Source organism: Micromonospora sp. C97 (genome assembly GCF_018070385.1).
Taxonomy (GTDB): Bacteria; Actinomycetota; Actinomycetes; order Mycobacteriales; family Micromonosporaceae; genus Micromonospora; species Micromonospora parva.
The window spans coordinates 77,238-103,269 of sequence record NZ_JAGPXU010000002.1 but is presented as its reverse complement, the minus strand read 5'-3'; the positions used below and the strand labels follow the sequence as shown (position 1 = coordinate 103,269).

The window sequence follows — 26,032 nt, the reverse complement described above, 5'->3', positions numbered from 1 at the left end:
TCACGGGATGCGCTCCGTCCGACCGTTTCCTACCTCACTGCGGCTTCCCAAACACGATCATCTCTGATGAAATCGCGGCCGTGCCGCGCGTGGTCCCCTCCGCTTACGGCATGGCTCGGCGGCTCAGGCGGGGAAGAAACGACGGAGGCGATGTCGTGAGCACCGGACCGACGACCCTGCCCGCGCTCGGCGACAGCAACCGGCGTGAACGCCGACGGATGCCGAGACTGCGCGACGCCCGGATCCGGTCCAAGCTGGCGCTGATTCTGGTCGTCCCGGTGGCGGCGGTGATCGCGCTGGCCACGGTCCGTCTGATCTCCGTCGGCGAAGGCGCCTTCGACGCCACCCGGGCCCGGTCGCTGACCGCCCTCTCCATCGACGTCAGCGCTCTCACCCAGGATCTCCACGCCGAGCGGATGGCCGCAGCCGCCTACCTGGCCACCCCGCAGCAGCCGGCCGACGCGTACAACCTGCGGGTCCGCCAGACGCAGCAGAAGGTGGACGAGTACCGCGCCGAGCGAGGCCGGATCGGCGACGTGCCGGCCGCCCTACGGGACCGGCTGGCCGCCATCGACGACCACCTGGCCACTCTGGACGGCACCCGCCAGGAGGTGCTGGACCGCCGGCAGATGGCGGTCGCCGAGGCGGTGCTCCGCTACGGGGTCATCCTCACCGACCTGGTTTCGTACGGTGACGGTCTGGCCCAGCTGCCCGGCGACGAGAGCCTGGCGGACAGCCGCCGCGCCGTCGCCGCGTTCGCCCGCGCCAAGGCTTCCGTCGCCGAGGAAGAGGCGGTCGCCTTCACCGCGCTGACGGCCGGCCAGCTCGACTCGGAGCAGTTCTCGTCCTTCGTGGCAACGTTGACCGGTCAGCAGGAGGCCCTGGTCGCCTTCTCGCTGGCCGCCGACCCGGTGCAGCGCGGCCTGGTCAACAGCACCGTCTCCGGCGACGCGGTCGGTCTGTCCGACCGGGTGGCCACCGACATCACCCGCTCGGTCGGGCAGCGCCCGCTGGTCAGCGCGCAGGACGCCACCGCGGCCATCGGCGCCGTGAACGACCTGATGCGCTGGGCCGAGATCCAACTGCAGGACCGACTGCTCCAGCAGGCCGACCAGGCGCGTTCGGACGTCATCCGGCAGGCAGTGGTCGAGTCGGTGCTGGTGCTGCTGACCCTGATCATCGCCGTGTCGCTGGCCGTGGTGCTGGCCCGCTCGCTCAACCACTCGCTGCGCCGACTGCGTGAGGGCGCCCTCTCGGTGGCCAACCACGACCTGCCCGACGCCGTGCAGCGGCTGCAGAACATGGGCAGCGTGGGCGACGGCGGGGTGGACGAGATCGTCCGCCAGGTCCGCGACCCCATCCAGCTCAACAGTCGCGACGAGGTCGGTCAGGTGGCGCTGGCCTTCAACGTCGTCCACCGGGAGGCGGTGCGGGTCGCCGCCGAGCAGGCGGCACTGCGGACCAGCGTCTCGGCGATGTTCCTCAACCTGGCCCGCCGCAGTCAGACCCTGGTCGACCGGATGATCGGCGAGCTGGACGCGATCGAGCGCGGCGAGGAGGACCCGAAGCGGCTCGCGCAGCTCTTCGAACTGGACCACCTGGCCACTCGAATGCGCCGCAACGACGAGAACCTGCTGGTCCTGGCCGGCGCCGACTCCGCCGTACCGCGTCGTGACGACGCGTTGGTGGTGGACGTGCTGCGCGCCGCCCAGTCCGAGGTGGAGCTGTACAACCGCATCGAGTTCGGGACCGTGGACACCGACATCTCGGTGGCCGCCCACGCGGTCAACGACGTGGTACGTCTCGTCGCCGAACTCCTCGACAACGCCACCCGATTCTCACCGCCGAACACCACTGTGGTCGCCGACGGTCGCCGGATCCGCGACTACGTGCTGATCCAGATCGAGGACCGTGGGCTCGGCCTCACCGACGAACAGCTCGACTCGCTCAACCGGCGGCTGGCCGCCCCGCCGAGCGTCGACGTCGCCGCGTTCCGGCTGATGGGTCTGGCCGTGGTGAGTCGGCTCGCCTCCCGCTACGGCATCCGGGTGGAGCTGCGCCGCAACGTCGAGGGCGGCACCGTAGCCCAGGTGACGCTGCCCGCCACCACGGTGGTGCTGCCCAGCAACCGGGGCCGGGAGCAGGTGCTCACCCGGCCGCGTCAGCCGATGGCCGTGGAGCAGACGCCGCTCACCCCGGTCGGTCACGCCGAGCAGTTCGCCGGTGCCGCCACGTCGGCGGCGACGCTGCCCGACCAGTGGCGGACCAGCACGCCGGCACCCGCCCAGTGGCAGTCACCGCTCGACTCGCGGGACACCACCCCGGCCGTACAGGCGGGTGGCTACACCGGCCCGCGCTCGACCATGCCACCCGTACCCGCCGACCCGGCACCGGCCGCTCCGGCACCCGCCGCCCCGCTCCCGCCGGCACGTCCGGCGTACAGCAACGGCGCGGGCGCCTCGATGGGCAGCCCGACGGTGGCCTACCCGACGGTCGACCCGCTGCCACGTCGGGGCGCCACCGCGGATGGCGCGGACGGGCGCGGCGGCCAGGGCCTTCCGGTCGGGCCGGTCGCCGGGCCGGGTGCGGTGGCACCACCGGCCGCACCGCCGGTCCCCGCCGCACCGCCGGTCCCCGCCGCACCGCCGGTGCCTGCCGTGCCGTCGGTGCCCGCCGCACCGGTCAGCACCCGGCCCGACTTCCCCGCCGAAGCGCCGATCTTCCGGGAGATGGAAGCGGTCTGGTTCCGGTCCCACGGCGACGACGCCACCGCGATCTTCACCCGGCCCAACTTCGACGAGCCGCCCGCACCCGCCGCCGACTCCGGGCTGCGCAGCGGCAACAGCGCGGCGTCCGTGCCGGCCGCGCCGCCGGCCCGGCCGAAGCTGCCGACCCGCACCCCGGGCAGCTCCGACGGCACGACCGCGCCGGGCACCGGGGGCAACGGCGGCGCGACGATGGACGGGTTCGCCGCCCGGTCGTCGGCGCCACCGTCGTACACCCCGACCCCGAGCCCGGCACCGGCTGGCCGGACGGCTCCGGCCGCGCCCGCTCCCGACCCGGAGGCCTGGCGTACGGCGGCCGACGAGGGCTGGTCGCGGGCAAGCCGGGCTGCCGAGCCGGCCCCCGCCGGGACCACCCGTTCCGGGTTGCCCAAGCGGGTGCCGCAGGCACAGCTCGTGCCGGGTGGCATCGAGCCCAAGAGCGGCCGGGACCGCAGCCGGCGGACCCCGGATGAAGTACGTGGTCTGCTGTCGGCCTACCACCGCGGTGTGCAGCGCGGTCGTACGGCCGGAACGGACCTGAACAGCACCTCGACCAAGGAGAGCCGATGAACAGGCCAGCTGCCATGCAGGACATGGGTTGGCTGCTCACCAACTTCGCCGACAGCGTGGCGGGCATCGCCCACGTGGTGGCGGTGTCCGCAGACGGGCTGTTGCTCGCGTCCTCCCGGGACCTGCCGGCGGACCGGGCGGACCAGCTCGCTGCGATCACCTCCGGGGTGGTGAGCCTGACCGAGGGCGCGGCCCGGATGTTCAGCGCGGGCGGGGTGTTGCAGACAGTCATCGAGATGGACAGCGGGTACCTCTTCCTGATGTCGATCAGCGACGGTTCGTCGATGGCCGTGCTGGCCGCGCGCAGCTGCGACGTGGGTCAGGTGGGCTACGAGATGGCGCTGCTGGTCGAACGGGTGGGCGCCGCGCTGGTGCCGCTGCCGCGCGACGCGGTGCGCTCTTAACACCGGGGGACGGCGCTCACTTCGAGTGCCGGACCAGGGACGAGAGGCGGCGCAGGCCGGCTCCGCAAGGGACGAGGAGGTGACCGGGAATGGACCAACGACGCGCTGACCCGCGCGGCGCGCTGGTGCGTCCGTACGCGGTCACCCGTGGTCGTACCGAGCCCCGGCAGGACATCGCCCTTGAGGCCGTCCTCACCGCCTCGCCGACCCAGGTCGCGGAGTCCCGCTTCGCCGGGCACGACAAGCACCGCATCGCCACGGTCTGTGAGGGCCGAGCACAGTCGCTGGCGGAGATCGCCGCGTACACCCGGATGCCGCTGGGCGTCGCCCGGGTGTTGGTCGCCGACATGGTGGCCGAGAGCCTGCTGACGTTACACACTGCTGCTCCCGCCGAGGGGTTCGAGGAGCGGATGGAACTGCTTGGAAGGGTGCTAAGTGGACTTCGCAGGCTATGACCCCGCAGGGGGGCGGCCGGGCCGGGGAATCGTATCCGCGAAGATCGTCGTCGCGGGCGGCTTCGGCGTCGGTAAGACGACACTGGTCGGGGCGATCTCCGAGATCACACCGCTGACCACCGAGGCGTTGATGACCGCGGCGGGTGTCGGCATCGACGACCCGTCCAAGGTGCCGGGCAAGGAGACCACCACGGTCGCCATGGACTTCGGCCGGATCACCATGGCCCAGGACCTGATCCTGTACCTCTTCGGTACACCGGGTCAGACGCGGTTCTGGTTCATGTGGGACGAGATCATCCGGGGGGCGGTGGGTGCCGCCGTGCTGGTGGACACCCGCCGGATCACCGATGCCTTCGCCCCGCTGGACTACTTCGAGAACCGCAACCTGCCGTACGTGGTGGCGCTGAACAAGTTCGACGGCGCTCCGCAGTACGAGGCGGAGGAGGTCCGCGAGGCGCTGGCCATCTCGCCGCAGGTGCCGCTGGTGATGACCGACGCCCGGCAGCGGGACTCGGTCAAGCAGGTGCTGGTGACGGTGGTCGAGCACGCCATGCTCCGGCTCCAGTCGGAGCACGGGCGGGGCTTCCCGACGCCGGTCGGCTGAACCACCGCGTCACGGCCGGCGCGCGACGGCCGGCCGTGACGCGTTCAGTCCACCCGCAGCCGGTACCCGCGCTTGACCACGGTCTGCACCACGCGGGGCGCGCGCAGGCCGGCCCGCAGGCGGGCGACGGCCATCTCCACGGCGTGCTCGTCGGCGCCCCGGGGCAGGGTCCGCAGCAACGCCGTGCGGGACAGCACCCGCCCCGGTGACTGGGCCAGCGCCCGCAACACCGCCATCGGTGCGGGCGCGAGCGGCCGCAGCTCGCCGTCGATCACCGCGGCGTGCCCGCGCAACGTGAGCAGGTGCCCGGCGGCCTTGAACGTCACGGTCCGGCGGGGCAGCTCGTCGACGATGGTCCGTACCAGCGCGCCCAACCGGGCCCGACCCGGCGCGCTCACCGGCACCCCGCGTCGCAGCAGCGGCTCGGCGGTCACCGCGCCAACGCAACTGGCCAGCACATCACCGCGCAACGCGGACAGCACCGCGTCGGTGCGGTCCCCGGCGGCCCGCAGCAACGCCTCGGCCGCCGGCGCCGAGGTGAACGTCACCGCGTCCACCAGCCGGCCGGCGATCAGGTCGATCAACCGGTGCAGCGGCGCCGGGTCGGTCGGCGGTGCCCAGCGGTAGACCGGCACCTCGATGACGGTGGCGCCCGCCGCCTCCAGCGCGAGCGTGCACTCGGGTTGCCGCTCGCCGTGCAGCTGCATGGCGATCACCTGCCCGGCGACGCCGCGCCGACGCAGGTGGTCGACCACCTCGTCGCAGCTCTCCGAGGCCGGCGACCACTGGTCGTGCAGGCCGGCCGCCCGGATCGCGCCGCGGGCCTTCGGGCCGCGCGCCACCACGTACGAGCTGGCCAGCACGGAACGCAGCGGCTCGGCCAGCCCCCAACCCTCGGCCGCCTCCAGCCAACCGCGCATACCGATGCCGGTGTTGGCCATCAGGATGTCCGGCGGCTGGTCGAGGCAGGCGCGGGTCGCCTCACGCAGCTCGGTGTCGTCGGAGAGCGGCACGATCCGCAACGCCGGGGCGAGCACCACCCGGGCGCCCCGTCGTTCGAGCAGCGCGGCCAGCTCGTCGCGCCGCCGGTCGGCGGTCACCCCGATGGTGAAGCCCGCCAGTTCTTCCCGCATCAAGCCTCCTGTCGCAGCCGCACCTCGACCAGCCCGTCTCGGCAGCGCACGTCGTGTCGGGCCACCGTCACCCCGGGCAGGTCGAGGCAGTGCCCGCTGCGCAGGTCGTACACCTGCTTGTGCAGCGGTGAGGCGACCGTCGGCACCCCGCCGCGGCTGCCCACGATGCCCCGGGACAGCACGTACGCCCCGGAGACCGGATCGCGGTTGTCGATCGCGAACAGCCCGTCGGCGGTCCGGAAGAGGGCGACCTGCACCCCGTCGACCAGGGCGGCGACGCCCCGGTCCGGTTCCAACCGGTCGAGGAGGCAGACGGTGGTCCAGGTGAGCGCGAGGGTCTGGGTCATCGCCGTACCTCCGGTAGGCCAAGGGTGACGGGTTGCGGACGGTGACCGCCGGCCGGACCGTCAGCGCGTACGGGAACCGGCTGGCCGCGTTCCCGGGTGAAGGTGATCGACGGGTCCGGCACGTCGGGGGCGTTGACGAAGGACGTGTAGCGGCGCAGCCGGTCCGGGTCGTCCAGGACGTCACGCCACTCGTCGGAGTACGACGACACGTGCCGGGCCATCGCCGCGTCCAGGTCGGCGCAGAGCCCGAGCGAGTCGTCCACGATCACCGCGCGCAGGTGGTCGAGGCCGCCGTCCATCGCCTCGATCCAGCCGGCGGTGCGTTGCAGCCGGTCGGCGGTGCGGATGTAGTAGATGAGGAACCTGTCGATCAGCGTGATCAGCTCGTCAGTGGACAGGTCGGTGGCGAACAGGTCGGCGTGCCGGGGGCGGAAACCCCCGTTGCCGCCCACGTAGAGATTCCAGCCGGTCTCGGTGGCGATGATGCCGAAGTCCTTGCTGCGGGCCTCGGCGCACTCCCGGGCGCAACCGGAGACCGCCGACTTGAGCTTGTGCGGGGCGCGTAGCCCGCGGTAGCGCAGCTCCAACGCGACGGCCAACCCCACCGAGTCCTGCACCCCGTACCGGCACCACGTCTCACCCACGCACGACTTCACAGTGCGCAGCGCCTTGCCGTACGCGTGACCGGACTCGAAGCCGGCGTCCACCAGCCGCCGCCAGATCTGCGGCAACTGCTCCACCCGCGCCCCGAACAGGTCGATCCGCTGCCCACCGGTGATCTTCGTGTAGAGCTGGAAGTCCCGGGCGACCTCGCCGATCACGATCAGCTTCTCCGGGGTGATCTCGCCGCCCGGTATCCGGGGCACCACCGAGTAGCTGCCGTCGCGTTGCAGGTTGGCCAGGAAGTGGTCGTTGGTGTCCTGCAACGACGCCTGCTCACCGTCGAGCACGTGCCCGTTGCCCAGCGAGGCGAGGATCGAGGCCACCACCGGCTTGCAGATGTCGCAGCCACGGCCCCGACCGTGCTCGGCGACCAGCCGGGAGAAGGTGCGGATGCCGCGCACCCGGACGATCTCGAACAGCTCCCGCCGGCTGACGTCGAAGTGCTCGCAGAGCGCGCTGGACTGCGCCACCCCCGCCGCGTCCAGGAGCTGCTTCAGCATCGGCACGCACGAACCGCAGCTGGTGCCGGCCCGGGTGCAGGCCTTCACCGCCGCCACGTCCGCGCAACCACCGGCGATGGCGGCGTCCACGTCGCCCCGGGTCACCGCGTTGCAGGAGCAGACCTGCGCGGTGGCCGGCAGCGCCCCGGCGTCCGCGCCGCCGCCGTCGGGGGCGAGCAGCGCCAGCGGCGCGGCCGGCAGCGGGCCGCCCACACTCGCGCGCAGCGTCGGGTACGCGCTGGCGTCGCCGACCAGCACCCCGCCGAGCAGGGTGTGCGCGTCGTCGGAGAGGACCAGCTTCGCGTAGACCCGGGTGGCCGGGTCGGTGAACGTGACGTCCAGGCAGCCCTCGGTGGCGCCGTGGGCGTCACCGAACGAGGCCACGTCCACGCCGAGCAGCTTGAGTTTGGTGGCGGTGTCCGCACCCGGGAAGGTCGCCGCGCCGCCGACCAGCCGGTCGGCCACCACCTCGGCCGTCGCGTAGCCCGGCGCGACCAGACCGTGGCAGGTGCCGTCGACCGCCGCGCACTCGCCGACCGCCCAGATCCGTTCGTCGACGGTGCGGCAGGTCGCGTCGACGAGCACCCCGCCGCGCGGGCCCAGCGGCAGACCGGCGTCGCGGGCCAACTGGTCCCGGGGCCGGATGCCGGCGGCCACCACCACCAGCTCGGCGTCGATGGTGCTGCCGTCGGAGAGTTCCAGGGCCGCGACGCCGCCGTCCGGGCCGGGACGGATCGCTGTGGTCGCCACCCCGAGATGGGTCCGTACGCCCAGATCGTCGACGTAGCGACGGAGCATCGCGCCGCCGGCCTGGTCCACCTGCACCGGCATCAACCGGGGAGCGAACTCGACCACGTCGGTGCTCAGGCCGAGCAGTCGCAGGGCGTTCGCGGCCTCCAGACCGAGCAGCCCGCCCCCGATCACCGCGCCGACCCGCCGACCCCGCGCGTACGCCCGGATCGCCGCCAGGTCGTCCAGGGTCCGGTAGACGAAGACCCCGGGCAGTTCGGTGCCGGCCACCGGCGGCACGAACGGGTACGACCCGGTGGCCAGCACCAGCGCGTCGTAGCGGTACTCGCCGACGGCGGTGGTCACCACCTGTCGGTCCCGGTCGACGGCGGTGGCCGGTTCGCCGAGGCGCAGCCGCACCCCGTCGTCGGGTGTGTGCAGGTTGAGTTCGCTCTCGGTCACCCCGTCGAAGTACGCCGAGAGCCGCACCCGGTCGTACGCCGGGCGCCCCTCCTCGGCCAGCACCGTCACCCGCCAGCTGCCCTGGGGGTCGCGGGCGCGCAGCGCGTCCACGAACCGCTGCCCGACCATTCCGTTGCCGATGACGATCAGATCGCCGCCGCTCATCGCGTCACCTCCACCGATTCCGCCTGGCTCAGCCAGGCGACGATGCCGCTCACCGCGTCCCGGCATCCGCCGCATCCGGTGCCGGCCCGGGTCGCGGCCACCACCGCATCGACAGTCCGGGCGCCGGAGCGCCAGCTTCTGACCAGTGCGCCCTTGCTCACCGTGTTGCACTGGCACACCGTGGCCGCGTCCGGCATCAGCGCCGGTGAGGCGGCCGGGGTCGCGCCGACCGCACCGAGTGCCCGGCCCAGCAGCAGCGCCCGCCGGTCGGTCGGCACCGGGTGGCCACGGTCGAAGAGTTGGATCACCGTGCCGACCGCCGGGTTGTCGCCGAGCAGGATCGCGCCGATCAACCGCTCGTCCCGGATCCGCAACCGGGCGTACGTGCCCCGGGCCGGGTCGGCGAAGGTCAGCTCCTCGCCCGGCTCGCCGCCGGCCGCATCACCCATCGAGGCCAGGTCGATCCCGGCGGCCTTCAGCCGGGTCACCACCGGCCGGGGCCGGTAGCGGGCGAGTGGGTCGGTGCCGGTCAGCACGTCCGCGAGCACCTGGGCCTGGGCCCAGGCGGGCGCTACCAGCCCGGTGAGCACGCCGTCGTGCTCGGCGCAGTCGCCGATCGCGGAGATGGACCGGTCGCTGGTGCGGAGCCGGTCGTCCACCACCACGCCGCGCCGCACGGTCAGGCCGGCGGCCTGCGCGAGGGCGGTGTCCGGTCGTACGCCGCAGGAGAGCACCAGCAGGTCGGCGTGAAGCGACCGGCCGTCGGCCAGGTCGAGGCGGACACCGTTGGCGTCCGTGGCCACGCCGGTGGCCGACACTCCCAGTTGGACGGTGACGCCGAAACCGGCGAGTGTGCCGGCGAGCACCGCACCGGCCGCCGGGTCCAGTTGCCGTTCCATCAGGTGTTCTCTCGGGTGCACCACTGTGGTGGCCAGGCCCCGGGTGGCCAGTCCTCGGGCGGCCTCCAGGCCGAGGAGCCCGCCGCCGAGCACCAGCGCGCTGCGGGCGCCGTCCGCCGCGGCGAGGATCCGCCGGCAGTCGTCCAGGGTCCGGAAGGGGACCACCCGCTCCGGCAGGTTCGCCGGGTCGAGGCCGGGCAGCGACGGGACCACCGCGCGGGCGCCGGTGGCCAGCACCAGGTGGTCGTACCCGATTCGTTCGCCGTCGTCGGTGCGGACCTGCCGGGCGGACCGGTCGATGGCGGTCACCGGTACGCCGCTGCGCAGGTCGACGCCGTGCCCGGCGGCTTCGGTCAGCTCCACGTCCGGCTCGCCGATCCGGCCGGCCAGCAGGGTGGAGAGCAGGATCCGGTTGTACGCGCGGTGCGGCTCGGCCCCGAGCACCGTGACCTTCCGGTCTCCCTCCCGGGCGTGCAGCTCACCGGCGAGGCGCGCGCCCGCCATGCCGTTGCCGACGATGACCACCCGGGCGGTCATGCCTTCTCCACCCGGACGGCGCAGATCTTGAACTCGGGCATCCCGGAGATCGGGTCAACGGCGTCGTTGGTCACCGAGTTGGCGCGTTCCGCCCCCGCGTAGTGGAACGGGGCGAACACGGTGTCCGGTCGGATCCCGGCGCTGAGTCGGGCCGGGGCGCGGAACTCACCTCGGCGCGAGGTGACCCGCACGGGGTCGCCGTCGTCGATGCCCAACCGGGCGGCCAGGTCGGGGTGCAGTTCGACGAACGCCTCCGGCGCGGCGCGGCGCAGCGCGGCCACCCGTCGGGTCTGGGTTCCCGACTGGTACTGCGCGAGCACCCGACCGGTGGTGAAGTGCAGCGGATACGTGGCGCAGACCTGTTCGGCGGCCGGCCGATGGTCGACGGCGTGGAAGCGGGCCCGGCCGTCCGGGGTGGCGAACCGGTCGGCGAAGAGTCGTGGCGTGTCCGGCCCGTCCTCGGTCGGGCAGGGCCAGTAGACGCCGTCGTCGGCGTCGATCCGGTCCCAGCTGATGCCGGCGTAGTCGGCGGCCCCGCCCGCGGAGGCGCGGCGCAGCTCGGCGAAGACGGCAGCCGGGTCGGTGGGAAAACGCCCCGCCGAGACGGCAGCCTCCGGTCGCCCGGCCGTCTCGGCGGGTGCCGGTGCGGTGCCGGGCGTCCTGGTGGTTGTCGGCGCCGTGCCGGCCGGCGCGGTGTCGGTCGCTTCGGCGACTGCCAGCCGCGCCGCCAGGCCGGCGATGATGGCCAGGTCGGTCCGGACATCGGGCGGGGGTGGCCGTAGTGCGCGCCGACGCAGCACCCGACCCTCCAGGTTGGTCATGGTGCCGTCCTCCTCGGCCCACTGCGCGGTGGGCAGCACCACGTCCGCCAACGCGGCCGTCTCGGAGAGCAGCAGGTCGGCGACGACCAGCAGGTCCAGGTCGCGCAGCCGGCCCTCGATCCGGGCCGCCCGGGGTGCCGAGACCACCGGGTTGGACCCGAACACCAGCAACGCGCGCGGCCCGCCCGGGGTGCCCAGCGCGTCGAGCAGTTGGTACGCCGGCACCCCCGGGCCGGGCAGCTCGTCGGCCGGTACGCCCCAGACCCCGGCCACGTGTTCCCGGGCCGCCGGGTCGTCGATCTTGCGGTAGCCGGGGAGTTGGTCGGCCTTCTGCCCGTGCTCCCGGCCGCCCTGGCCGTTGCCCTGGCCGGTGAGGCAGCCGTACCCCGAACCGTCGCGGCCGGGCAGACCGAGGGCGAGGGCGAGATTGACGTACGCGGTGACGGTGTCCACCCCCTTGGCGTGCTGCTCGGCGCCGCGCGCGGTCAGGATGATCACCCGACCGCCGGTGCCCAGCGCGCGGGCGGTCGCCTCCAGGTCGGCCACCGGCACCCCGGACAGCTGTTCCGCGCGGGCCGGCCACCAGGCGGCGACGCCGCGGCGGACCGCGTCGAATCCGGTGGTGCGCTCGGCCACGTACGCCCGGTCGACCCACCCCTCGGTGAGCGCGATGTGCAGCAGCGCGTTGGCCACCGCGAGGTCGGTGCCCGGCAGTGGTTGCAGGTGCAGGTCGGCCTGGCGGGCGGTGGTGGTGACCCGGGGGTCGACGACGATCAGTTTCCCGCCGTTGCCGCGCTGCTCGGTGAGCCACCGCACCAGCGGCGGCATGGTCTCCGCCGGGTTCGCCCCGACCAGCAGCAGTGTGTCGGCCCGGCCCAGGTCGGCCAGCGGGAACGGCAGCCCACGATCGATGCCGAAGGCGCGCATCCCGGCGGCTGCCGCCGAGGACATGCAGAACCGTCCGTTGTAGTCGATGTGCCGGGTACGCAGCCCGATCCGGGCGAACTTCCCCAACGCGTACGCCTTCTCGTTGGTCAGGCCGCCACCGCCGAAGACGGCGACCGCGTCCCGACCGGCGTCGGCCTGGACGGCGCGGATGCCGGCGACCACCCGGTCCAGCGCGGTGTCCCAGCTTGCCGGTTGCAGTGTGTCGGTGGCCGGGTCGCGCACCAGCGGGGTGGTCAGTCGGTCCGGGTGGTCGAGCAGTTCGGCGGCCGTCCAACCCTTCTGGCAGAGCCCGCCCCGATTGGTGGGGAACTGGCGCGGGTGGACGGTCACCCCGGTGTCGCCCGCGCGCAGCGTCATTCCGCACTGCAGTGCGCAGTACGGGCAGTGCGTCGCCACTTCCCGGGGCGTCAGCCCCGGTGGAGTTGCCGACCGTGCACCGTCTGTCATGTCGGGAAAGCGTGCCGTCGGGCGGTTTCCGGTCCGGGTCCCTTCTGTTTCGGTCCTGTCAAGTGGGGCTCACACCGCACATGGGCAGCGGGCGCGTTGGAGGGTGCGAGTCGGAGTCTGTGGAGCTGAACCGCTGACGTGTGGAGCTGAACCGCTGACGACAGCGGCGGTTGACTCGTTCGCGACATCAGCTCCAAAGCGGCAGCGCACCTCATCGCGCGGGGACCGTCAGCGCAAGTCGGCCTCGGTTCGGCTTTCGGTTCGGGCGTCGGTTCGATTTCCGGCGCGCGCTTCCGATCGGGCGGCTTGTCTTGCACGTGTTCACCCGGGTCGTCCTTTCGGTGTGCTCAGGGTCAGCGTCGTTCATCGCGTACCGCCTATAATGTGGGAAATCTGTCTCATACTTTGGGAGGCTGCGATGGGCGTGACGGACGTTTTCGACGCGGTGGCCGGCACCTACGACGAGGCGCGCAGGCGGCTGGTGCCCTGCTTCGACGCCTTCTACGGCACCGCCGTCCAGGTGGCCGCGCCGCCGCTGCGCGCCGCGCTCGCCGCCGGGCGTACCCCGGAGGTGTTGGATCTGGGCGCGGGCACCGGCCTGCTCTCGCTGCTGCTGGCCACGGCGGTGCCCGGAGTCCGGCTAACAGTGGTGGACGGAGCTCCGGCGATGCTCGCCCGCGCCACCGACCAGTTGGCCGCGCGGTCCGTGCCGCACCGCGCGGTCCGGGCGGACCTGGCCGACGAGCTGCCGCCCGGCCGGTACGACGCGGTGGTCAGCGCCCTGGCGATCCATCACCTGGACGACGGCGGCAAGCGCGCGCTCTACCGGCGGGCCGCCGCCGCGCTGGCGCCGGGCGGGGTGTTCGTCAACGCCGAGCAGGTCGCCGGCCCGACCCCGGAACTGGACCGGCGCTACGACGAGGTGTGGCTGGAGCGGATCACGGAGCTGGGTGCGTCCCCCGACGAGATCGCGGGGTCCCGGGAGCGGATGCGCCACGACCGCCCGGCGACCGTGGCCGACCAGTGCCGGTGGCTCGCCGAGGCGGGCCTGGTCGACGTCGACTGCTACTTCAAGGAGTGGCGTTTCGCGGTGTTCGGTGGTCGGGCCGGGTGAGCCTCGGCGGAATGTGCCTTTCGTCGCCCGGGAGCGAGCCGGTGAGCGCCGGGATGACTGTCGGTCACACCGCTGGGTAATCTGCTCGGCATGACTGCCAAGGTGACTCTCTCGTTCACGGACGAGACGATCGAGGAGGCGCGGCGGTTCGCCAAGCGCGAAGGGCTGTCGCTCTCCGCGTGGATGGACCAGGCCGCCCGGGAGAAGGCGTTGCGCGAGGTCTTCACCGCGCACGCCGCCGCCGTGGGCCGCGCCAGCCTGGATCTGGAGTCCGCCGCCCTCGCCGACGCCCGCGAGGTGGGCATGGTCAACGACCTGTTCTCCGACGGACGGCCGCGTGCTGCGTAGGGGTGAGATCTGGCGCATCGAGGGCGCCCGGGAACGCCTCGGCCTGGTGATCAGCTCGGACGTCTACAACTCCACAGACGTACCCATCGTGATCGTCGTCGAGGTGGTCGAGGAGTCGCTGCTGCGGGACTCACCGCTCGCCGTGCCGATGGGCCGGTACGTGGTGATGCCCGACCGGATCTCCTCACCGATGAAGAAGTGGTTCACCGGGTGCGTGGACGTCGCCGACGCCGACACCATGCTCCGGGTCGGCCGCGCGCTGCGCATTCTCCAACAGCTCTGAGCACGTGGCCCGGTGGCGTGCTCACCACCGCGTGCTCACCACCGCCGCCGGCCCGTGGTGCGATCCCCGTTTCCGGCCCGACCCGCGACGGGCACTGCCAGGTAACCGGGCGTTCCTAGCGTTTCCCCTCGTCACATCGACGAGGAGGAGCCGCCGTGAGCACGCTCACCAGCACCGCAGTCACCGCCGAGCCGCCTGCCGTCACCGGTCGCCGGCAACCGCTGCACGACTGGCGCCCCGAGGACCCGGACTTCTGGCAGACCACCGGCGCGCCGATCGCCCGACGCAACCTCTGGGTCTCGATCTTCGCGGAGCACGTCGGCTTCTCGGTGTGGAGCCTCTGGTCGGTCACCGTGCTCTTCCTCGGCCCCGCGTACGGCATCGATCCGGCCGGCAAGTTCCTGCTCACCGCCGTGCCGGCCGCACTGGGCGCGGTGCTGCGGCTGCCGTACACGCTGGCGGTGGCCCGCTTCGGCGGACGACGCTGGACGATCATCAGCGCACTGCTGTTGCTGGTGCCCGCGGTGCCGATGACGGTACTGCTGGAACCCGGGGTGTCCTACTCCACGCTGATGGTGCTCGCCTGCCTCACCGGGGTCGGCGGCGGCAACTTCGCCTCCTCGATGGCGAACATCAACCTGTTCTACCCGCAGCGACTCAAGGGGCGGGCGCTCGGGCTCAACGCCGGCGGGGGCAACCTGGGCGTACCCGCCGTGCAACTGGTCGGCCTGGCGGTCCTCGCCACCGCGGGCGCCGCGTACCCCCGGTTGGTGCCGGCCGTCTACCTGCCGCTGATCGTGCTGGCCGCGCTGGCGGCGGCCCGCTGGTTGGACACCGTGCCCGGGGCGCGCAACGAGCCGGGGGCGTTGCGCGAGGCGGCCCGCGACCCGCACACCTGGGTGATGTCGCTGCTCTACATCGGCACCTTCGGCTCGTTCATCGGCTTCGGTTTCGCCTTCGGTCAGGTGCTTCAGCTCCAGTTCGCCGAGCGGTTCCCCACCCCTGTCGACGCCGCCTGGCTGACCTTCCTGGGCCCGCTGATCGGCTCGCTGATCCGGCCGCTGGGCGGGCACCTCGCCGACCGGTTGGGCGGTGCCCGGGTGACCTTCTGGAACTTCGTCGCGATGGCGGCCGGCGCGAGCACCGTGCTGTACGCCGCCCGGGAGCGCTCGTTCGGGCTCTACCTGGCGGGGTTCCTCGCCCTCTTCGTCTTCTCCGGCATCGGCAACGGCTCCACCTACAAGATGATCCCGGCGATCTTCCGGGCCCGGGCGGCGGATTCGATGGCCAGCGGCCAGCGCGATCCGGAGGCGGCCGCGCGGTGGGCCCGAAGGATGACCGGCGCGTTGATCGGCATCGCGGGTGCGATCGGGGCCTCCGGTGGCGTGCTGGTCAACATCGCGTTCCGCCAGTCGTTCCTCAGCTCGGGCAACGCCGACGCCGCCTACCTGGCCTTCATCGGCTGGTACGCGTTGTGCTTCGTGGCCACCTGGGTCGTCTACCGTCGGCCGAGGGCCGGCCGTCTCGCCAACGTGTGAGCTGAGCCACCCTCGGCGCGTCATCGTGCGGGACCGTACCCCCGTTTTGACCTGCGGACGGGGCGCCGGGTATCGTTGCCTGCTGTTGTACGACATCCAGAGGCGTGCCCCATCAGGTACGCTTGGTCGTTCGTGCGCGCTGGTCCGGCCTGCTAACTCTGGTCACCTCGGCGCGCGACCCCAGACCGACGACGAGACAAGGTAGACCTGTGCGTACGTACAGCCCGAAGCCGGGTGAGATCGAGCGTCAGTGGCACGTCATCGACGCCTCTGATGTCGTGCTGGGCCGCCTGGCCACCCACGCCGCCACGTTGCTGCGTGGTAAGCACAAGCCGACTTTCGCGCCGCACGTCGACACGGGCGACTTTGTCGTCATCGTGAACGCGGGCAAGGTTGCGTTGACCGGCAACAAGCGCCAGACCAAGGTCGCTTACCGCCACTCCGGTTACCCGGGTGGTCTGAAGCAGGTCGGCTACGACGAGCTGCTGACCAAGCGTCCCGAGCGGGCCATCGAGCTGGCTGTGAAGGGGATGCTCCCGCACAACAAGCTCGGCCGTCAGCTGATCAAGAAGCTGAAGGTCTACGCCGGTGCCGAGCACCCGCACCTCGCGCAGCAGCCGGTGCCGTTCGAGATCAAGCAGATCGCGCAGTGAGCGCGGGCGAAGGAAGCAGCATGACCGACATCATCGAGACCGAGGTCGCCCCGGAAGCCCCCGAGGCCACCGAGGCGCCGGCGCCCGTCGCCCGCGCGCCTCGTGGTGACCGGCCGATCCAGACCGTGGGCCGCCGCAAGGAGGCCATCGTCCGGGTCCGCATCGTCCCGGGCACCGGCAAGATCACCTGCAACGGTCGCGACCTTGAGGCGTACTTCCCGAGCAAGGTGCACCAGCAGCTCATCAAGGACCCGCTGGTCACCGCCGAGAAGCCCGAGCAGTTCGACGTCATCGCGAACCTGCGTGGCGGCGGCACCACCGGCCAGGCCGGTGCGCTGCGGCTGGCCATCGCCCGCGCGCTGATCGTCAACGAGCCGGACGACCGCCCGGCCCTGAAGAAGGCCGGCTTCCTCACCCGTGACGCCCGGGTCAAGGAGAGCAAGAAGTACGGCCTCAAGAAGGCCCGTAAGGCTCCCCAGTACTCGAAGCGCTGATCTTTCCCAGCGCGTTGTACTTCTGACGGACGGCCGGTCCGCCTCCCCCTCGTCGAGGGAGGCGGGTCGGCCGTTCCGCTTTCTCCTCACAGGCAGTGCTCATTCGGAGGTTGGCGGGTATGGGTCGGTTGTTCGGCACGGACGGCGTACGCGGGCGGGCGAACGCGGATCTCACCCCGGAGTTGGCACTGGCGGTGGCGGTGGCCGCCGCGCACACACTCGCCGAGACGGACCGCAGCCACCCGCCGCTCGCCGTCGTCGGCCGGGACACCCGCGCCAGCGGCGAGATGCTGGAGGCCGCCGTGGTGGCCGGGCTGACCAGCGCCGGCGCCAACGTCGTCCGGGTCGGTGTGCTGCCCACCCCCGCGGTGGCGTTCCTCACCGCCGAGGCCAAGGCCGACCTGGGTGTGATGCTCTCCGCGTCACACAACCCGATGCCGGACAACGGCATCAAGCTCTTCGCCGCCGGTGGGCACAAGTTGCCCGACGAGATCGAGATGCGGATCGAGGCGGCCGTCGAGACGAACGCCACCACCGCCTGGGACCGGCCGATCGGCGCCGGCGTCGGCCGCGTGCACGACCTGCTCGACGGTGCCGACCACTACGTCCAGCACCTGGTGGGCACCGTTGGGCACCGGCTCGACGGGATCAAGGTCGTGGTCGACTGCGCCAACGGCGCCGCCGCCGAGGTCGCCCCGGTCGCCTACCGGGAGGCCGGCGCCGAGGTCATCGCCATCTACGCGGAGCCCGACGGCCTGAACATCAACGACGACTGTGGCTCCAACCACATCGACGCGCTGCGTGCCGCAGTGGTCGAGCACGGCGCCCACCTGGGCATCGCCCACGACGGCGACGCCGATCGCTGCCTGGCGGTCACCGCCGACGGTGACGAGGTGGACGGCGACCAGGTCATGGCGATCCTCGCGCTGGCCATGCGGGACGCCGGCACGCTCACCCAGGACACCCTGGTGGCCACCGTGATGAGCAACCTCGGGCTGCGCCTGGCGATGTCCGCGCAGGGCATCCGCCTGATCGAGACCAAGGTCGGCGACCGGTACGTGCTGGAGGAGCTGCGCGCCTCCGGGCTGGCACTCGGCGGTGAGCAGAGCGGCCACATCGTCATGCCCGCGCACGCCACCACCGGCGACGGGGTGCTCACCGGCCTGCACCTGATGGCCCGGATGGCGGCCACCGGCCAGTCCCTCGCCGAGCTGGCCTCGGTGGTCACCAAGCTGCCCCAGGTGCTGATCAACGTCCCGGTTGGCGACCGGACCATCGGCGCGGCCGCGCCAGCCGTCCGCGCCGAGGTCGAGCGGGCCGAGGCGGAGCTGGGGGAGACCGGTCGGGTGCTGCTGCGCCCGTCGGGCACCGAGCCGCTGGTCCGGGTGATGGTCGAGGCGGCCACCGAGGCGACCGCCCGGTCGGTCGCCGAGCGGATCGCCGAACTGGTCCGCACCGCGAGCCCGGTCGCCTGAGGCCACCTCCGGGCGGCCTCACAACCGCAGTTGGGTCGCCCGCCCGTACGTGTCGGCCGGGTCCTCGCCGTCGGTGAGGTCGAGGTCCTCGGTGACGCGTCCGTCGGCCAGCCGGACCAGCCGGTCACAGCGGGCCGCGATGGCCTGTTCGTGGGTGGCCAGCAGGATCGTCATGCCGTGCCGGTCGCGGAGGTCGAGCAGCAGGTCGAGGATCTGCCCACCGGTGGTGGAGTCGAGGTTGCCGGTGGGCTCGTCGGCCAGCAGCAGGCCCGGCGCGCCCATCAGGGCCCGGGCGATGGCGACCCGTTGCTGCTGGCCACCGGAGAGCTGCGCGGGCAGGGCGCGCTCTCGGCCGGCCAGGCCCACCGCGTCGAGCAGTTCGCGGGCCCGCGTCGCGTGATCGGTCCGGCCTCGACGGGGGAGGACCGGCGCGATCACGTTGTCCAACACGGTGAGCGCGGGCAGCAGGTGGTAGCGCTGGAACACGAACCCGACCCGTTGCCGGTAGCGGGCCAGTGCGGCACGGCGCAGCGAGGTGATCTCCACGTCGTCGACGGTGACGGTGCCGCTGTCGGCCTGCTCGATGGCGCCGATCAGGTGCAGCAGTGTGGACTTGCCCGAGCCGCTGGGACCGGTCAGCGCCACCACCGACCCGGCCGTGATCTCCAACGAGACGTCGTCGACAGCTGTCAACTTTTCCGTGCCGGTACGGAACTGCCGGTTCAGCCCGACAGTCCGGACCGTGCTGCCGGTGGTTGCCTCCATCGTCACTCCTCCGCGAGTAGCCGTGCGGTCGGGAGCCGGCGCAGCAACGCGGCCGGCACGAGCGCCGCCAGACAGGTGAGCAGCACCCCGCCGAGGGCCACCGCGGCCGCGACCATGATCAGGGCGGCCGGCAGCGCGCCGACCAGCCAGGCGGCCCCGGCGAGCCCGAACCCCGCGCCGGCCACCGCCCCGAGCGCGCCGATGAGGAACCCTTCGTAACCCACCAGGCGGCTCAGCGCGGTGTCCGTCCAGCCGACAGCACGCAGCGTGGACAACTCGGCGGCGCGGTCCCGGACGTTCAGGTACAGCACGTCGGCGACGGCACCCGCGCCCAGCAGGACGGTGACGACTGCGGCCAGGGTGTCCGCACCCCGTACGTTCAGCGAGACGGTGTCGCCGAGCAGATTGCCGACGATCGCGCCACGGAAGGCGTAGGCGGCGGCGCTGACCACTGTCAACGCGGTCAGCCCGATGGCCAGCGCTCCGGCCCCGAGCAGCGTGCGCCCGGGGGTGCGGACCAGGTTGACCACTGCCATCCCGAACAGGTTGCGCGGCCGCCGCACCCACCGGGCCGGGGCGACGACGGGCCGCAGCGCGGCGGCCGGGTGCGCGCCCGCAGCCCGCAGCGCCGGGGCCACGCCCGCCACCAGCGCCAGCAGCAGAGCCACCGGTACGGCGAGCGCTGCCTGATGCCAGCCGATCTCGATGTTCAGCGCGGCGGCCAACGGGAACGCCAGCCCGAGGGCCAGCAGACCGGCGGCGAGCCCCAGCGCGGCCACCTCGCCGAGGACCAGCGCCGCGATCCGCCGGGCTGACCAGCCCAGGCAGGCGAGCACCGCCAGTTCGGGGCGGCGGTCCCGGACGGCGGCGGAGACCGCGTTGCCAAGGAACAGCGCGCAGACCACAAGCACCAGCCCGAACAGAACGAGGCTCTTACGGTCGACCGCCTTGATGATGACCGAGGCGATCCCGAGTGCGGACCACGGCTCGGTCAGCCGCAGGTCGGGCCGGCCTAACGGGCCCGCCGGTAGTTCGACGGTCTGCGGGGCGGGAGACGAGCCGATGGTGAGATCGACGTCCAGCCCGGTCGTGTCGGCGATCCGCTCGGCGATGAGCCGGACCCGCTCGGCGGACCGTTCGGTGTAGCCGGAGACGTCGGCGACCCGGATCCGGATCGCGCTGATCGGCGCCGTCCGGCTGGGGCTGGGGCTGCCCTCCATCAGCTTCGGCACCGCCGCCAGGCTGGTGAGCAGCAGGGGCGGTGCGGAGACGTAGCCGGCCGGGTTGCCGCTCGGTTCCAGCGGCCGGCCGCCCAGCGCCTGGCGGCTGCGCTCGTCCGCGCCGTCGAGGCGTGGCGGCTCGTACGTCTCCAGCGGGAGCCGGGACAGGTCGCTGAACCCGCTCAGCTTCTCCGGATCGAAGATGCCGACGGTCCGCCAGTCCCGCAGCTGGACGATCGGGCCTGGCGGTTGCATGGGGACCGCGGTCAGCGGGCGGAAGCCGTTGTCGTCGGCCGACCACGGACGTCCGTCGAAGTTGTAGGTGTTGTCGGTGCCGAAGGCCTTGGCATCGAACGGCGGTCGCGTGCCAGCACGGAGAGTGCCGTCGGCGAGTCGGTCGTACTCCGGGGCACCCGCTTGAATCATCGTCTGCAACTCACCCCGGCAGCAGCCGGTCGGGGAGATCCCCGCGGCCAGCAGGTCGCGGTACCCGTCGGCGATCGCGTACTCCTCGGTCCCGACCTTGACCCCGGTGGCGCCGGACAGCGCCTGCTCCAGGTCGGGGATGCTCAACCCGGCGGGGCGCGCCTGCGGCAGCCGGGTGAGGGCGGACCGCACTGTGACATCGAGGTAGGGGCGGCTGGTGCTCAACACCGGGATGAACCGTTCGGGTATATGCATGGGGAGGTGGGTGTCGGTGGCCGTGTCGTCGGGTCGAAGAGCGCGGCCCTCGATCACCGCGTCGTCGAGGCCGACGAGCCGCTGCTCCGCCTCGGGGTCGACGGCGGCCAGCAGGAACGGCACCGTCACCCGGTAGGTGGCCACCAGTTGGTCGGTGGCGACGCGCTTGGCGCGACCGGACTGCCAACTGTTCTCTTCGAAGCGCCCATCGGGTAATAGTCGAACGGTGTCGACGCTCCAGTTCTCCCGCTCGGAGGTCCATCCATCGTTCGCCGACCTTGGGATCAGGTGCGGGTCGCAGATCGGCTGGCTCCGCCCGTCCGGAAGCACTTCCCGTGGGACATCCCCGCACTCCTGGTCGTACGGATACATCCGGCCGTCCGAGTACGGGATGGAGGGGGCGTTCGGGTCGCCGCCCTCGGGGTAGAGCAGCGGGCGCTTGGTCACGTACACGTAGCGTGGACGGCTCGGGGCCGTGGTGAGCCCGCGTTCGGCGGTGAAGGTGGGGTCGAGCCGGATGACCTGCTGATCCAGGGAACGATCGACCGCGTCGGTCAGGTCGAACCGGACCGTCACGGACGAGGTCGAGTAACCCAGCATGGCGATCGGCGCGGCCACGTCGACGCCGGCGACCTGCTTCACCTGCTCGTACTGCGCGGGGGTGATGCCGCCGAAGAGGCCGGAGAGGTAGTTCGGACGGACCAGTCCCCGTTCGACCTCCAGCGGCGTGCGGGCTCCCTGCGGACGGACGAGGATGTCGTAGGCGGCCCGGGTGTCGCGCTCGACAGCGCCGGTGACCTCGAGGCGGGAGGTGGTGGTGGCGCCGGTCAGGACGACGAAGCCGGTGGTCGCCACCAGCACGCCCGCCAGCAGCGCCACCGACCGACCAGCACGGCCGCGTAGCTGCGCCCAGATGAACCCGAGCATGTCGCGCCTCCCCGTGTGCTCCCCACACTCTGCGCGTTACATTGTCACAATGCAAGACCTGGCCCAGTCGGTCAGCGGACATGGAGGAGACAGTGGCGATCCAGCACGCGGTCCTGGCGCTGCTCGCACGCGGCCCGAGCTACGGCTACGAGTTGAAGAGCGCCTTCGAGGCCGCCGCCGGTCCACAGTGGGGGCCGCTCAACATCGGCCACCTGTACCAGATCCTCGACCGGCTCTCCCGGGACAGCCTGGTGATCGCCGAGCGGCAGGCCCAGCAGGTCAAACCCGACCGGGTGGTCTACCAGATCACTCCCGCTGGGCGGGCTGAACTCGGCCGCTGGCTCGACGAGCCGAGTCCGCGCAGTGGCGGCTTCCGGGACGACTTCTTCCTCAAGGTCACCGCCGCGGCCCGATCGGGCTCCGCGCAGATCGTCCGCACCGTGCTCAGCAACCAACGCGGGCACCTGCTTCGCGAGTTGCGCAATCTCGACGGGCTGCGTCGCAAGGCCGCCGACCCGGTGGTCGGGCTGCTGCTCGCCGCGGCGTGCCGACACGTCGAGGCCGACCTCGCCTTCGTCAACGATGCCGAGGCGGTGCTGTTGGCCGACGGCGGCGCGTTGCTCGCCACCCTGGCCGGCTCACCGTCGGAGATCGCGGCGTCCGCCGCCGACGCGTCGTCGCCACCAGCGACGGACGGCGCCGGACCGGCGCGCGCAGCCGGGTGACCGACCCTCAGCGGTGCCCGGCCAGCCCGCGCAGCCGGGTGACAGCGTCGGCCAGCACTTCGGGGCGCTTGCAGAAGGCGAACCGGACCAGCCGCCGGCCCGCGTCGGTGTCGTCGTAGAAGACCTGGGTGGGCACCGCCACCACACCGCAGCGCTGCGGCAACGACCGGCAGAACTCCGCCCCGTCCCGACCGCCCAGGGCAGTGATGTCGGCGGTGACGAAGTACGTCCCCTCCGAGCCGAGCACCTCGAACCCGGCGTCGGTGAGACCGCCGACGAGCTGGTCACGTCGTTGCTGGAGGCTGTCCCGGAAGCCGGTGTAGTAGTCGTCCGGCAGCGCCAGCGCCACTGCCACCGCCGGTTGCAGCGGTGCGGCGTTGACGTAGGTGAGGAACTGCTTCACCCGCAGCACCGCCGAGACCAGCGCCGCCGGGCCGCTCGCCCAGCCGATCTTCCACCCGGTGCAGGAGAACGTCTTGCCCGCCGACGAGATGCGCAGCGTCCGCTCCCGCATCCCGGGGAGGCTGGCCAACGGCACGTGCGCGCTCGCCGCGTCGGTGAAGACCAGGTGCTCGTACACCTCGTCGGTGACCGCGTACGCGTCGAACTCCTGGCACAACTCGGCGACCTGCGCCAACTCGGCCGGGGTGAAGACCTTGCCGGTCGGATTGTGCGGTGAGTTCAGCAGCACCAGCCGGGTGCGCGGGCCGAACGCCGCGCGCAGCGCCGCCGGGTCGAAGGCGTACCGGCCGTCGGCCGTGGGACGCAGCGTCACCGGCCGGCGGACCGCGCCGGCCAGCGCGATCGAGGCGGCGTACGAGTCGTAGTACGGCTCGAAGCAGACCACCTCGTCGCCCGGCTCGCAGAGGGCGAGGATGCTCGCCGCGACCGCCTCGGTAGCACCCGCCGTGATCACGATCTCGCCGTCCGGGTCGTACGCCAGGTCGTAGAACCGCCGCTGGTGGGCCGCGACGGCTGCGCGCAGGGCGGGGATCCCCGGGCCGGGCGGGTACTGGTTCTGCCCGCCGCGCAGCGCCTCGGCGGCGGCGGCCAGCATCTCCGGCGGGCCGTCGGTGTCCGGAAACCCCTGCCCGAGGTTGACCGCGCCGGTGCGTACGGCGAGGGCGGACATCTCGGCGAAGATCGTCGTGCCGAACGGCCGCATCCGGGCCACCAGCGGGTCGACATCGGTGCTCGTCGTCACGCCGCCAGCCTACGGGGCCTGCCCTGTCAGCTCGACCTCGGAGATTCGGCCGAAGCAGCTGGCGGGTCGCTGCTTGCGGTCTCGCTGTACGGGTAGGTGGGGGCGTCGGGCGCATCGCGGCACCTCAGGTCGGGTTTCCGCGTCGGTCGTCGTTGCCGCCTCGGCGGTTTGCTCAAACTTGATGTTCGTTTACCCGACTTTCGAGCACCCATCATGAGTGAAACTGGGTTAGGCTGCGGGCCATGTGTGGAATCGTGGGATACGCGGGCGCGCGCCCCGCACTCGGCATCGTCCTCGACGGGCTGCGGCGACTGGAGTATCGCGGCTACGACTCGGCGGGCGTGGCGATCGTCTGCGAAGACCGGCTGCTGACCGAGAAGAAGGCCGGCAAGCTGGCCAACCTGGAGAAGGTGCTCTCCGAGCGGGCCGCCGACGACCCGACCTCCTGCGCGGCCAGCCCGATCGGCATCGGTGACGGCACCACCGGCATCGGGCACACCCGGTGGGCCACCCACGGCGGCCCGACCGACCGCAACGCCCACCCACACGTCGCCCCGGACGGGCGGGTCGCGGTGATCCACAACGGCATCATCGAGAACTTCGCCAAGCTCCGCGCCGAGCTGGAGGCCGACGGCGTCCAGTTCACCAGCGACACCGACACCGAGTGCGCAGCGCACCTGCTCGCCGCCGCGCTGGCCGACCTGCGCGCCGCCGGCCAGCCGGACAGCCCGCAGCTGCTCGCCGCCGGCATGCGCGTGGTCTGCCAGCGACTGGAGGGCGCGTTCACCCTGCTCGCCGTCGACGCCGCCGTGCCCGGTGCGGTGGTCGGCGCCCGACGCAACTCGCCGCTGGTGGTTGGCCGCGGCGACGGGGAGAACTACCTGGCCAGCGACGTGGCCGCGTTCATCGAGCACACCCGGGAAGCGGTCGAGCTGGGCCAGGACCAGATCGTACTGATCACCGGTGACAGCATCGAGATCACCGACTTCGAGGGCCAGCCCGCCGCCGGCAAGGACTTTCACATCGACTGGGACTCCTCGGCCGCGGAGAAGGGCGGCTACGACTGGTTCATGCTCAAGGAGATCGAGGAGCAGCCGCAGGCCATCGCCGACACGCTGCTGGGCCGGCTCACCGAGACCGGTGAGATCGGCCTCGACGAGGTCCGCCTCAGCGACCAGGATCTGCGCGACGTCGACAAGATCTTCATCGTGGCCTGCGGCACGGCGTACCACGCCGGCATGGTCGCCAAGTACGCCATCGAGCACTGGACCCGGATCCCCTGTGAGGTGGAGCTGGCCAGCGAGTTCCGCTACCGCGACCCGGTCCTCGACCGGTCCACGCTGATCGTGGTGATCTCGCAGTCCGGCGAGACGATGGACACCCTGATGGCGCTGCGCCACGCCAAGGAGCAGAAGGCCCGGGTGCTGGCGATCTGCAACACCAACGGCTCGACCATCCCCCGCGAGTCCGACGCCGTGCTCTACACCCACGGTGGGCCGGAGATCGCCGTCGCCTCCACCAAGGCGTTCCTCACCCAGGTCGTCGCCTGCTACCTGATCGGCCTGCACCTGGCCCAGGTGCGCGGGATCAAGTTCGCCGACGAGGTGGGCGCGGTGGTCGCGCAGCTGCAGGAGATTCCCGGAAAGCTGCGGGAGCTGCTCGGCCGGATCGAACCCGTCCGCGAGCTGGCCCGGGACCTGAAGTCCGAGCCGACAGTGCTGTTCATCGGCCGGCACGTCGGCTACCCGGTGGCCCTGGAGGGTGCGCTGAAGCTCAAGGAGCTGGCGTACATGCACGCCGAGGGCTTCGCCGCCGGTGAGCTGAAGCACGGCCCGATCGCCCTGATCGACAAGGGCACCCCGGTGATCTGCGTGGTGCCCTCGCCGGTCGGCCGGGGCATGCTGCACGACAAGGTCGTCTCCAACATCCAGGAGGTCCGGGCTCGTGGCGCGCGGACCATCGTCATCGCGGAGGAAGGTGACGAGGCCGTCGTCCGGTACGCCGACCACCTGATCTACGTGCCGCGTACGCCCACCCTGCTGGCCCCGCTCGTCACCACCGTGCCGTTGCAGGTGCTCGCCGCCGAGATCGCCGCCGCCCGGGGGCATGACGTGGACCAGCCCCGCAACCTGGCCAAGTCGGTCACCGTCGAGTAG

20 protein-coding genes and 1 pseudogene are annotated in these 26,032 nt (G+C 72.3%); 13 read left to right on the top strand and 8 right to left on the bottom strand.

Going from position 1 to position 26,032, the window contains the following annotated elements; translation table 11 throughout:
• The first annotated feature begins 155 nt into the window (after positions 1–155).
• The 4 genes from KBX26_RS03605 to KBX26_RS03590 all read left to right on the top strand — a co-directional run bounded on the left by KBX26_RS03605 (position 156) and on the right by KBX26_RS03590 (position 4,798).
• Complete coding sequence (locus KBX26_RS03605) at positions 156–3,335, top strand: sensor histidine kinase (protein ID WP_210864737.1); 3,180 nt, start codon at positions 156–158, stop codon at positions 3,333–3,335.
• Positions 3,332–3,739 (top strand): roadblock/LC7 domain-containing protein, encoded by a 408-nt coding sequence (locus KBX26_RS03600; protein WP_030329975.1) that lies wholly within the window; start codon positions 3,332–3,334, stop codon positions 3,737–3,739. The genes KBX26_RS03605 and KBX26_RS03600 overlap by 4 nt, the downstream gene beginning before the upstream one ends.
• An 89-nt stretch (positions 3,740–3,828) precedes the next feature.
• The gene (locus tag KBX26_RS03595; RefSeq protein ID WP_007465174.1) at positions 3,829–4,194 is read left to right on the top strand and encodes a DUF742 domain-containing protein; all 366 of its coding nucleotides are present in this window, start codon (positions 3,829–3,831) and stop codon (positions 4,192–4,194) included.
• Positions 4,175–4,798, top strand: coding sequence for an ATP/GTP-binding protein (locus KBX26_RS03590; protein WP_030329978.1), 624 nt, complete (start codon positions 4,175–4,177; stop codon positions 4,796–4,798). Before KBX26_RS03595 ends, KBX26_RS03590 begins: the two co-directional genes overlap by 20 nt.
• 44 nt (positions 4,799–4,842) lie before the next feature.
• Here the strand turns inward: KBX26_RS03590 and KBX26_RS03585 are convergent, their stop codons facing one another.
• The 5 genes and pseudogenes from KBX26_RS03585 to KBX26_RS03565 form a co-directional block, all read right to left on the bottom strand.
• Complete coding sequence (locus KBX26_RS03585) at positions 4,843–5,931, bottom strand: uroporphyrinogen-III synthase (protein ID WP_030329980.1); 1,089 nt, start codon at positions 5,929–5,931, stop codon at positions 4,843–4,845.
• On the bottom strand, positions 5,931–6,278 hold the full coding sequence (gene nirD / locus KBX26_RS03580) for a nitrite reductase small subunit NirD (protein ID WP_030329982.1): 348 nt from the start codon (positions 6,276–6,278) through the stop codon (positions 5,931–5,933). Before nirD ends, KBX26_RS03585 begins: the two co-directional genes overlap by 1 nt.
• Positions 6,275–8,797, bottom strand: coding sequence for a nitrite reductase large subunit NirB (nirB, locus tag KBX26_RS03575; RefSeq protein ID WP_030329984.1), 2,523 nt, complete (start codon positions 8,795–8,797; stop codon positions 6,275–6,277). The genes nirD and nirB overlap by 4 nt, the downstream gene beginning before the upstream one ends.
• Complete coding sequence (locus tag KBX26_RS03570) at positions 8,794–10,233, bottom strand: FAD-dependent oxidoreductase (protein ID WP_210864736.1); 1,440 nt, start codon at positions 10,231–10,233, stop codon at positions 8,794–8,796. The genes nirB and KBX26_RS03570 overlap by 4 nt, the downstream gene beginning before the upstream one ends.
• Positions 10,230–12,449, bottom strand: a pseudogene (locus KBX26_RS03565) (molybdopterin oxidoreductase family protein). Before KBX26_RS03565 ends, KBX26_RS03570 begins: the two are co-directional and overlap by 4 nt.
• A gap of 418 nt (positions 12,450–12,867) precedes the next feature.
• Here KBX26_RS03565 and KBX26_RS03560 point away from each other — a divergent pair.
• The 7 genes from KBX26_RS03560 (at position 12,868) to glmM (ending at position 18,354) form a co-directional block, all read left to right on the top strand.
• On the top strand, positions 12,868–13,563 hold the full coding sequence (locus tag KBX26_RS03560; RefSeq protein ID WP_210864734.1) for a trans-aconitate 2-methyltransferase: 696 nt from the start codon (positions 12,868–12,870) through the stop codon (positions 13,561–13,563).
• Positions 13,564–13,653: 90 nt separating this feature from the next.
• Positions 13,654–13,911, top strand: coding sequence for a DUF6364 family protein (locus KBX26_RS03555; protein WP_030329990.1), 258 nt, complete (start codon positions 13,654–13,656; stop codon positions 13,909–13,911).
• Complete coding sequence (locus tag KBX26_RS03550) at positions 13,901–14,194, top strand: hypothetical protein (protein ID WP_030329992.1); 294 nt, start codon at positions 13,901–13,903, stop codon at positions 14,192–14,194. Before KBX26_RS03555 ends, KBX26_RS03550 begins: the two co-directional genes overlap by 11 nt.
• A 155-nt stretch (positions 14,195–14,349) precedes the next feature.
• Positions 14,350–15,732: a NarK/NasA family nitrate transporter gene (locus KBX26_RS03545; RefSeq protein WP_210864733.1), complete on the top strand. Its 1,383-nt coding sequence runs from the start codon at positions 14,350–14,352 to the stop codon at positions 15,730–15,732.
• 209 nt (positions 15,733–15,941) lie between these two features.
• Positions 15,942–16,385 (top strand): 50S ribosomal protein L13, encoded by a 444-nt coding sequence (gene rplM / locus KBX26_RS03540; protein WP_007465158.1) that lies wholly within the window; start codon positions 15,942–15,944, stop codon positions 16,383–16,385.
• A 20-nt stretch (positions 16,386–16,405) separates the two neighbouring features.
• On the top strand, positions 16,406–16,879 hold the full coding sequence (rpsI, locus tag KBX26_RS03535; protein WP_030329997.1) for a 30S ribosomal protein S9: 474 nt from the start codon (positions 16,406–16,408) through the stop codon (positions 16,877–16,879).
• Positions 16,880–16,998: 119 nt separating this feature from the next.
• Positions 16,999–18,354: a phosphoglucosamine mutase gene (glmM, locus tag KBX26_RS03530; RefSeq protein WP_030329999.1), complete on the top strand. Its 1,356-nt coding sequence runs from the start codon at positions 16,999–17,001 to the stop codon at positions 18,352–18,354.
• Between the two features lie 18 nt (positions 18,355–18,372).
• Here the strand turns inward: glmM and KBX26_RS03525 are convergent, their stop codons facing one another.
• Both KBX26_RS03525 and KBX26_RS03520 read right to left on the bottom strand, forming a co-directional pair.
• Positions 18,373–19,119: an ABC transporter ATP-binding protein gene (locus KBX26_RS03525; protein WP_210859016.1), complete on the bottom strand. Its 747-nt coding sequence runs from the start codon at positions 19,117–19,119 to the stop codon at positions 18,373–18,375.
• 2 nt (positions 19,120–19,121) lie between these two features.
• Positions 19,122–21,947, bottom strand: coding sequence for an FtsX-like permease family protein (locus tag KBX26_RS03520; RefSeq protein ID WP_210864732.1), 2,826 nt, complete (start codon positions 21,945–21,947; stop codon positions 19,122–19,124).
• A 92-nt stretch (positions 21,948–22,039) separates the two neighbouring features.
• Between KBX26_RS03520 and KBX26_RS03515 the strand changes: the two genes are divergently transcribed.
• Positions 22,040–22,672: a PadR family transcriptional regulator gene (locus KBX26_RS03515; RefSeq protein WP_210859010.1), complete on the top strand. Its 633-nt coding sequence runs from the start codon at positions 22,040–22,042 to the stop codon at positions 22,670–22,672.
• 7 nt (positions 22,673–22,679) lie between these two features.
• Here the strand turns inward: KBX26_RS03515 and KBX26_RS03510 are convergent, their stop codons facing one another.
• Positions 22,680–23,876: a pyridoxal phosphate-dependent aminotransferase gene (locus tag KBX26_RS03510; RefSeq protein WP_210864731.1), complete on the bottom strand. Its 1,197-nt coding sequence runs from the start codon at positions 23,874–23,876 to the stop codon at positions 22,680–22,682.
• A gap of 242 nt (positions 23,877–24,118) precedes the next feature.
• Here KBX26_RS03510 and glmS point away from each other — a divergent pair, with 242 nt between their 5' ends.
• Complete coding sequence (gene glmS / locus KBX26_RS03505; RefSeq protein ID WP_030330009.1) at positions 24,119–26,032, top strand: glutamine--fructose-6-phosphate transaminase (isomerizing); 1,914 nt, start codon at positions 24,119–24,121, stop codon at positions 26,030–26,032.

Excerpts from the sequence above, each read along its gene's own strand:
- KBX26_RS03600 (WP_030329975.1), top strand. The coding sequence starts at position 3,332 with ATGAACAGGCCAGCTGCCATGCAGGACATGGGTTGGCTGCTCACCAAC.
- KBX26_RS03595 (WP_007465174.1), top strand. The coding sequence starts at position 3,829 with ATGGACCAACGACGCGCTGACCCGCGCGGCGCGCTGGTGCGTCCGTAC.
- KBX26_RS03585 (WP_030329980.1), bottom strand. The coding sequence starts at position 5,931 with ATGCGGGAAGAACTGGCGGGCTTCACCATCGGGGTGACCGCCGACCGG.
- nirD (WP_030329982.1), bottom strand. The coding sequence starts at position 6,278 with ATGACCCAGACCCTCGCGCTCACCTGGACCACCGTCTGCCTCCTCGAC.
- nirB (WP_030329984.1), bottom strand. The coding sequence starts at position 8,797 with ATGAGCGGCGGCGATCTGATCGTCATCGGCAACGGAATGGTCGGGCAG.
- KBX26_RS03570 (WP_210864736.1), bottom strand. The coding sequence starts at position 10,233 with ATGACCGCCCGGGTGGTCATCGTCGGCAACGGCATGGCGGGCGCGCGC.
- KBX26_RS03560 (WP_210864734.1), top strand. The coding sequence starts at position 12,868 with ATGGGCGTGACGGACGTTTTCGACGCGGTGGCCGGCACCTACGACGAG.
- KBX26_RS03555 (WP_030329990.1), top strand. The coding sequence starts at position 13,654 with ATGACTGCCAAGGTGACTCTCTCGTTCACGGACGAGACGATCGAGGAG.
- rpsI (WP_030329997.1), top strand. The coding sequence starts at position 16,406 with ATGACCGACATCATCGAGACCGAGGTCGCCCCGGAAGCCCCCGAGGCC.
- glmM (WP_030329999.1), top strand. The coding sequence starts at position 16,999 with ATGGGTCGGTTGTTCGGCACGGACGGCGTACGCGGGCGGGCGAACGCG.
- KBX26_RS03525 (WP_210859016.1), bottom strand. The coding sequence starts at position 19,119 with ATGGAGGCAACCACCGGCAGCACGGTCCGGACTGTCGGGCTGAACCGG.
- KBX26_RS03520 (WP_210864732.1), bottom strand. The coding sequence starts at position 21,947 with ATGCTCGGGTTCATCTGGGCGCAGCTACGCGGCCGTGCTGGTCGGTCG.
- glmS (WP_030330009.1), top strand. The coding sequence starts at position 24,119 with ATGTGTGGAATCGTGGGATACGCGGGCGCGCGCCCCGCACTCGGCATC.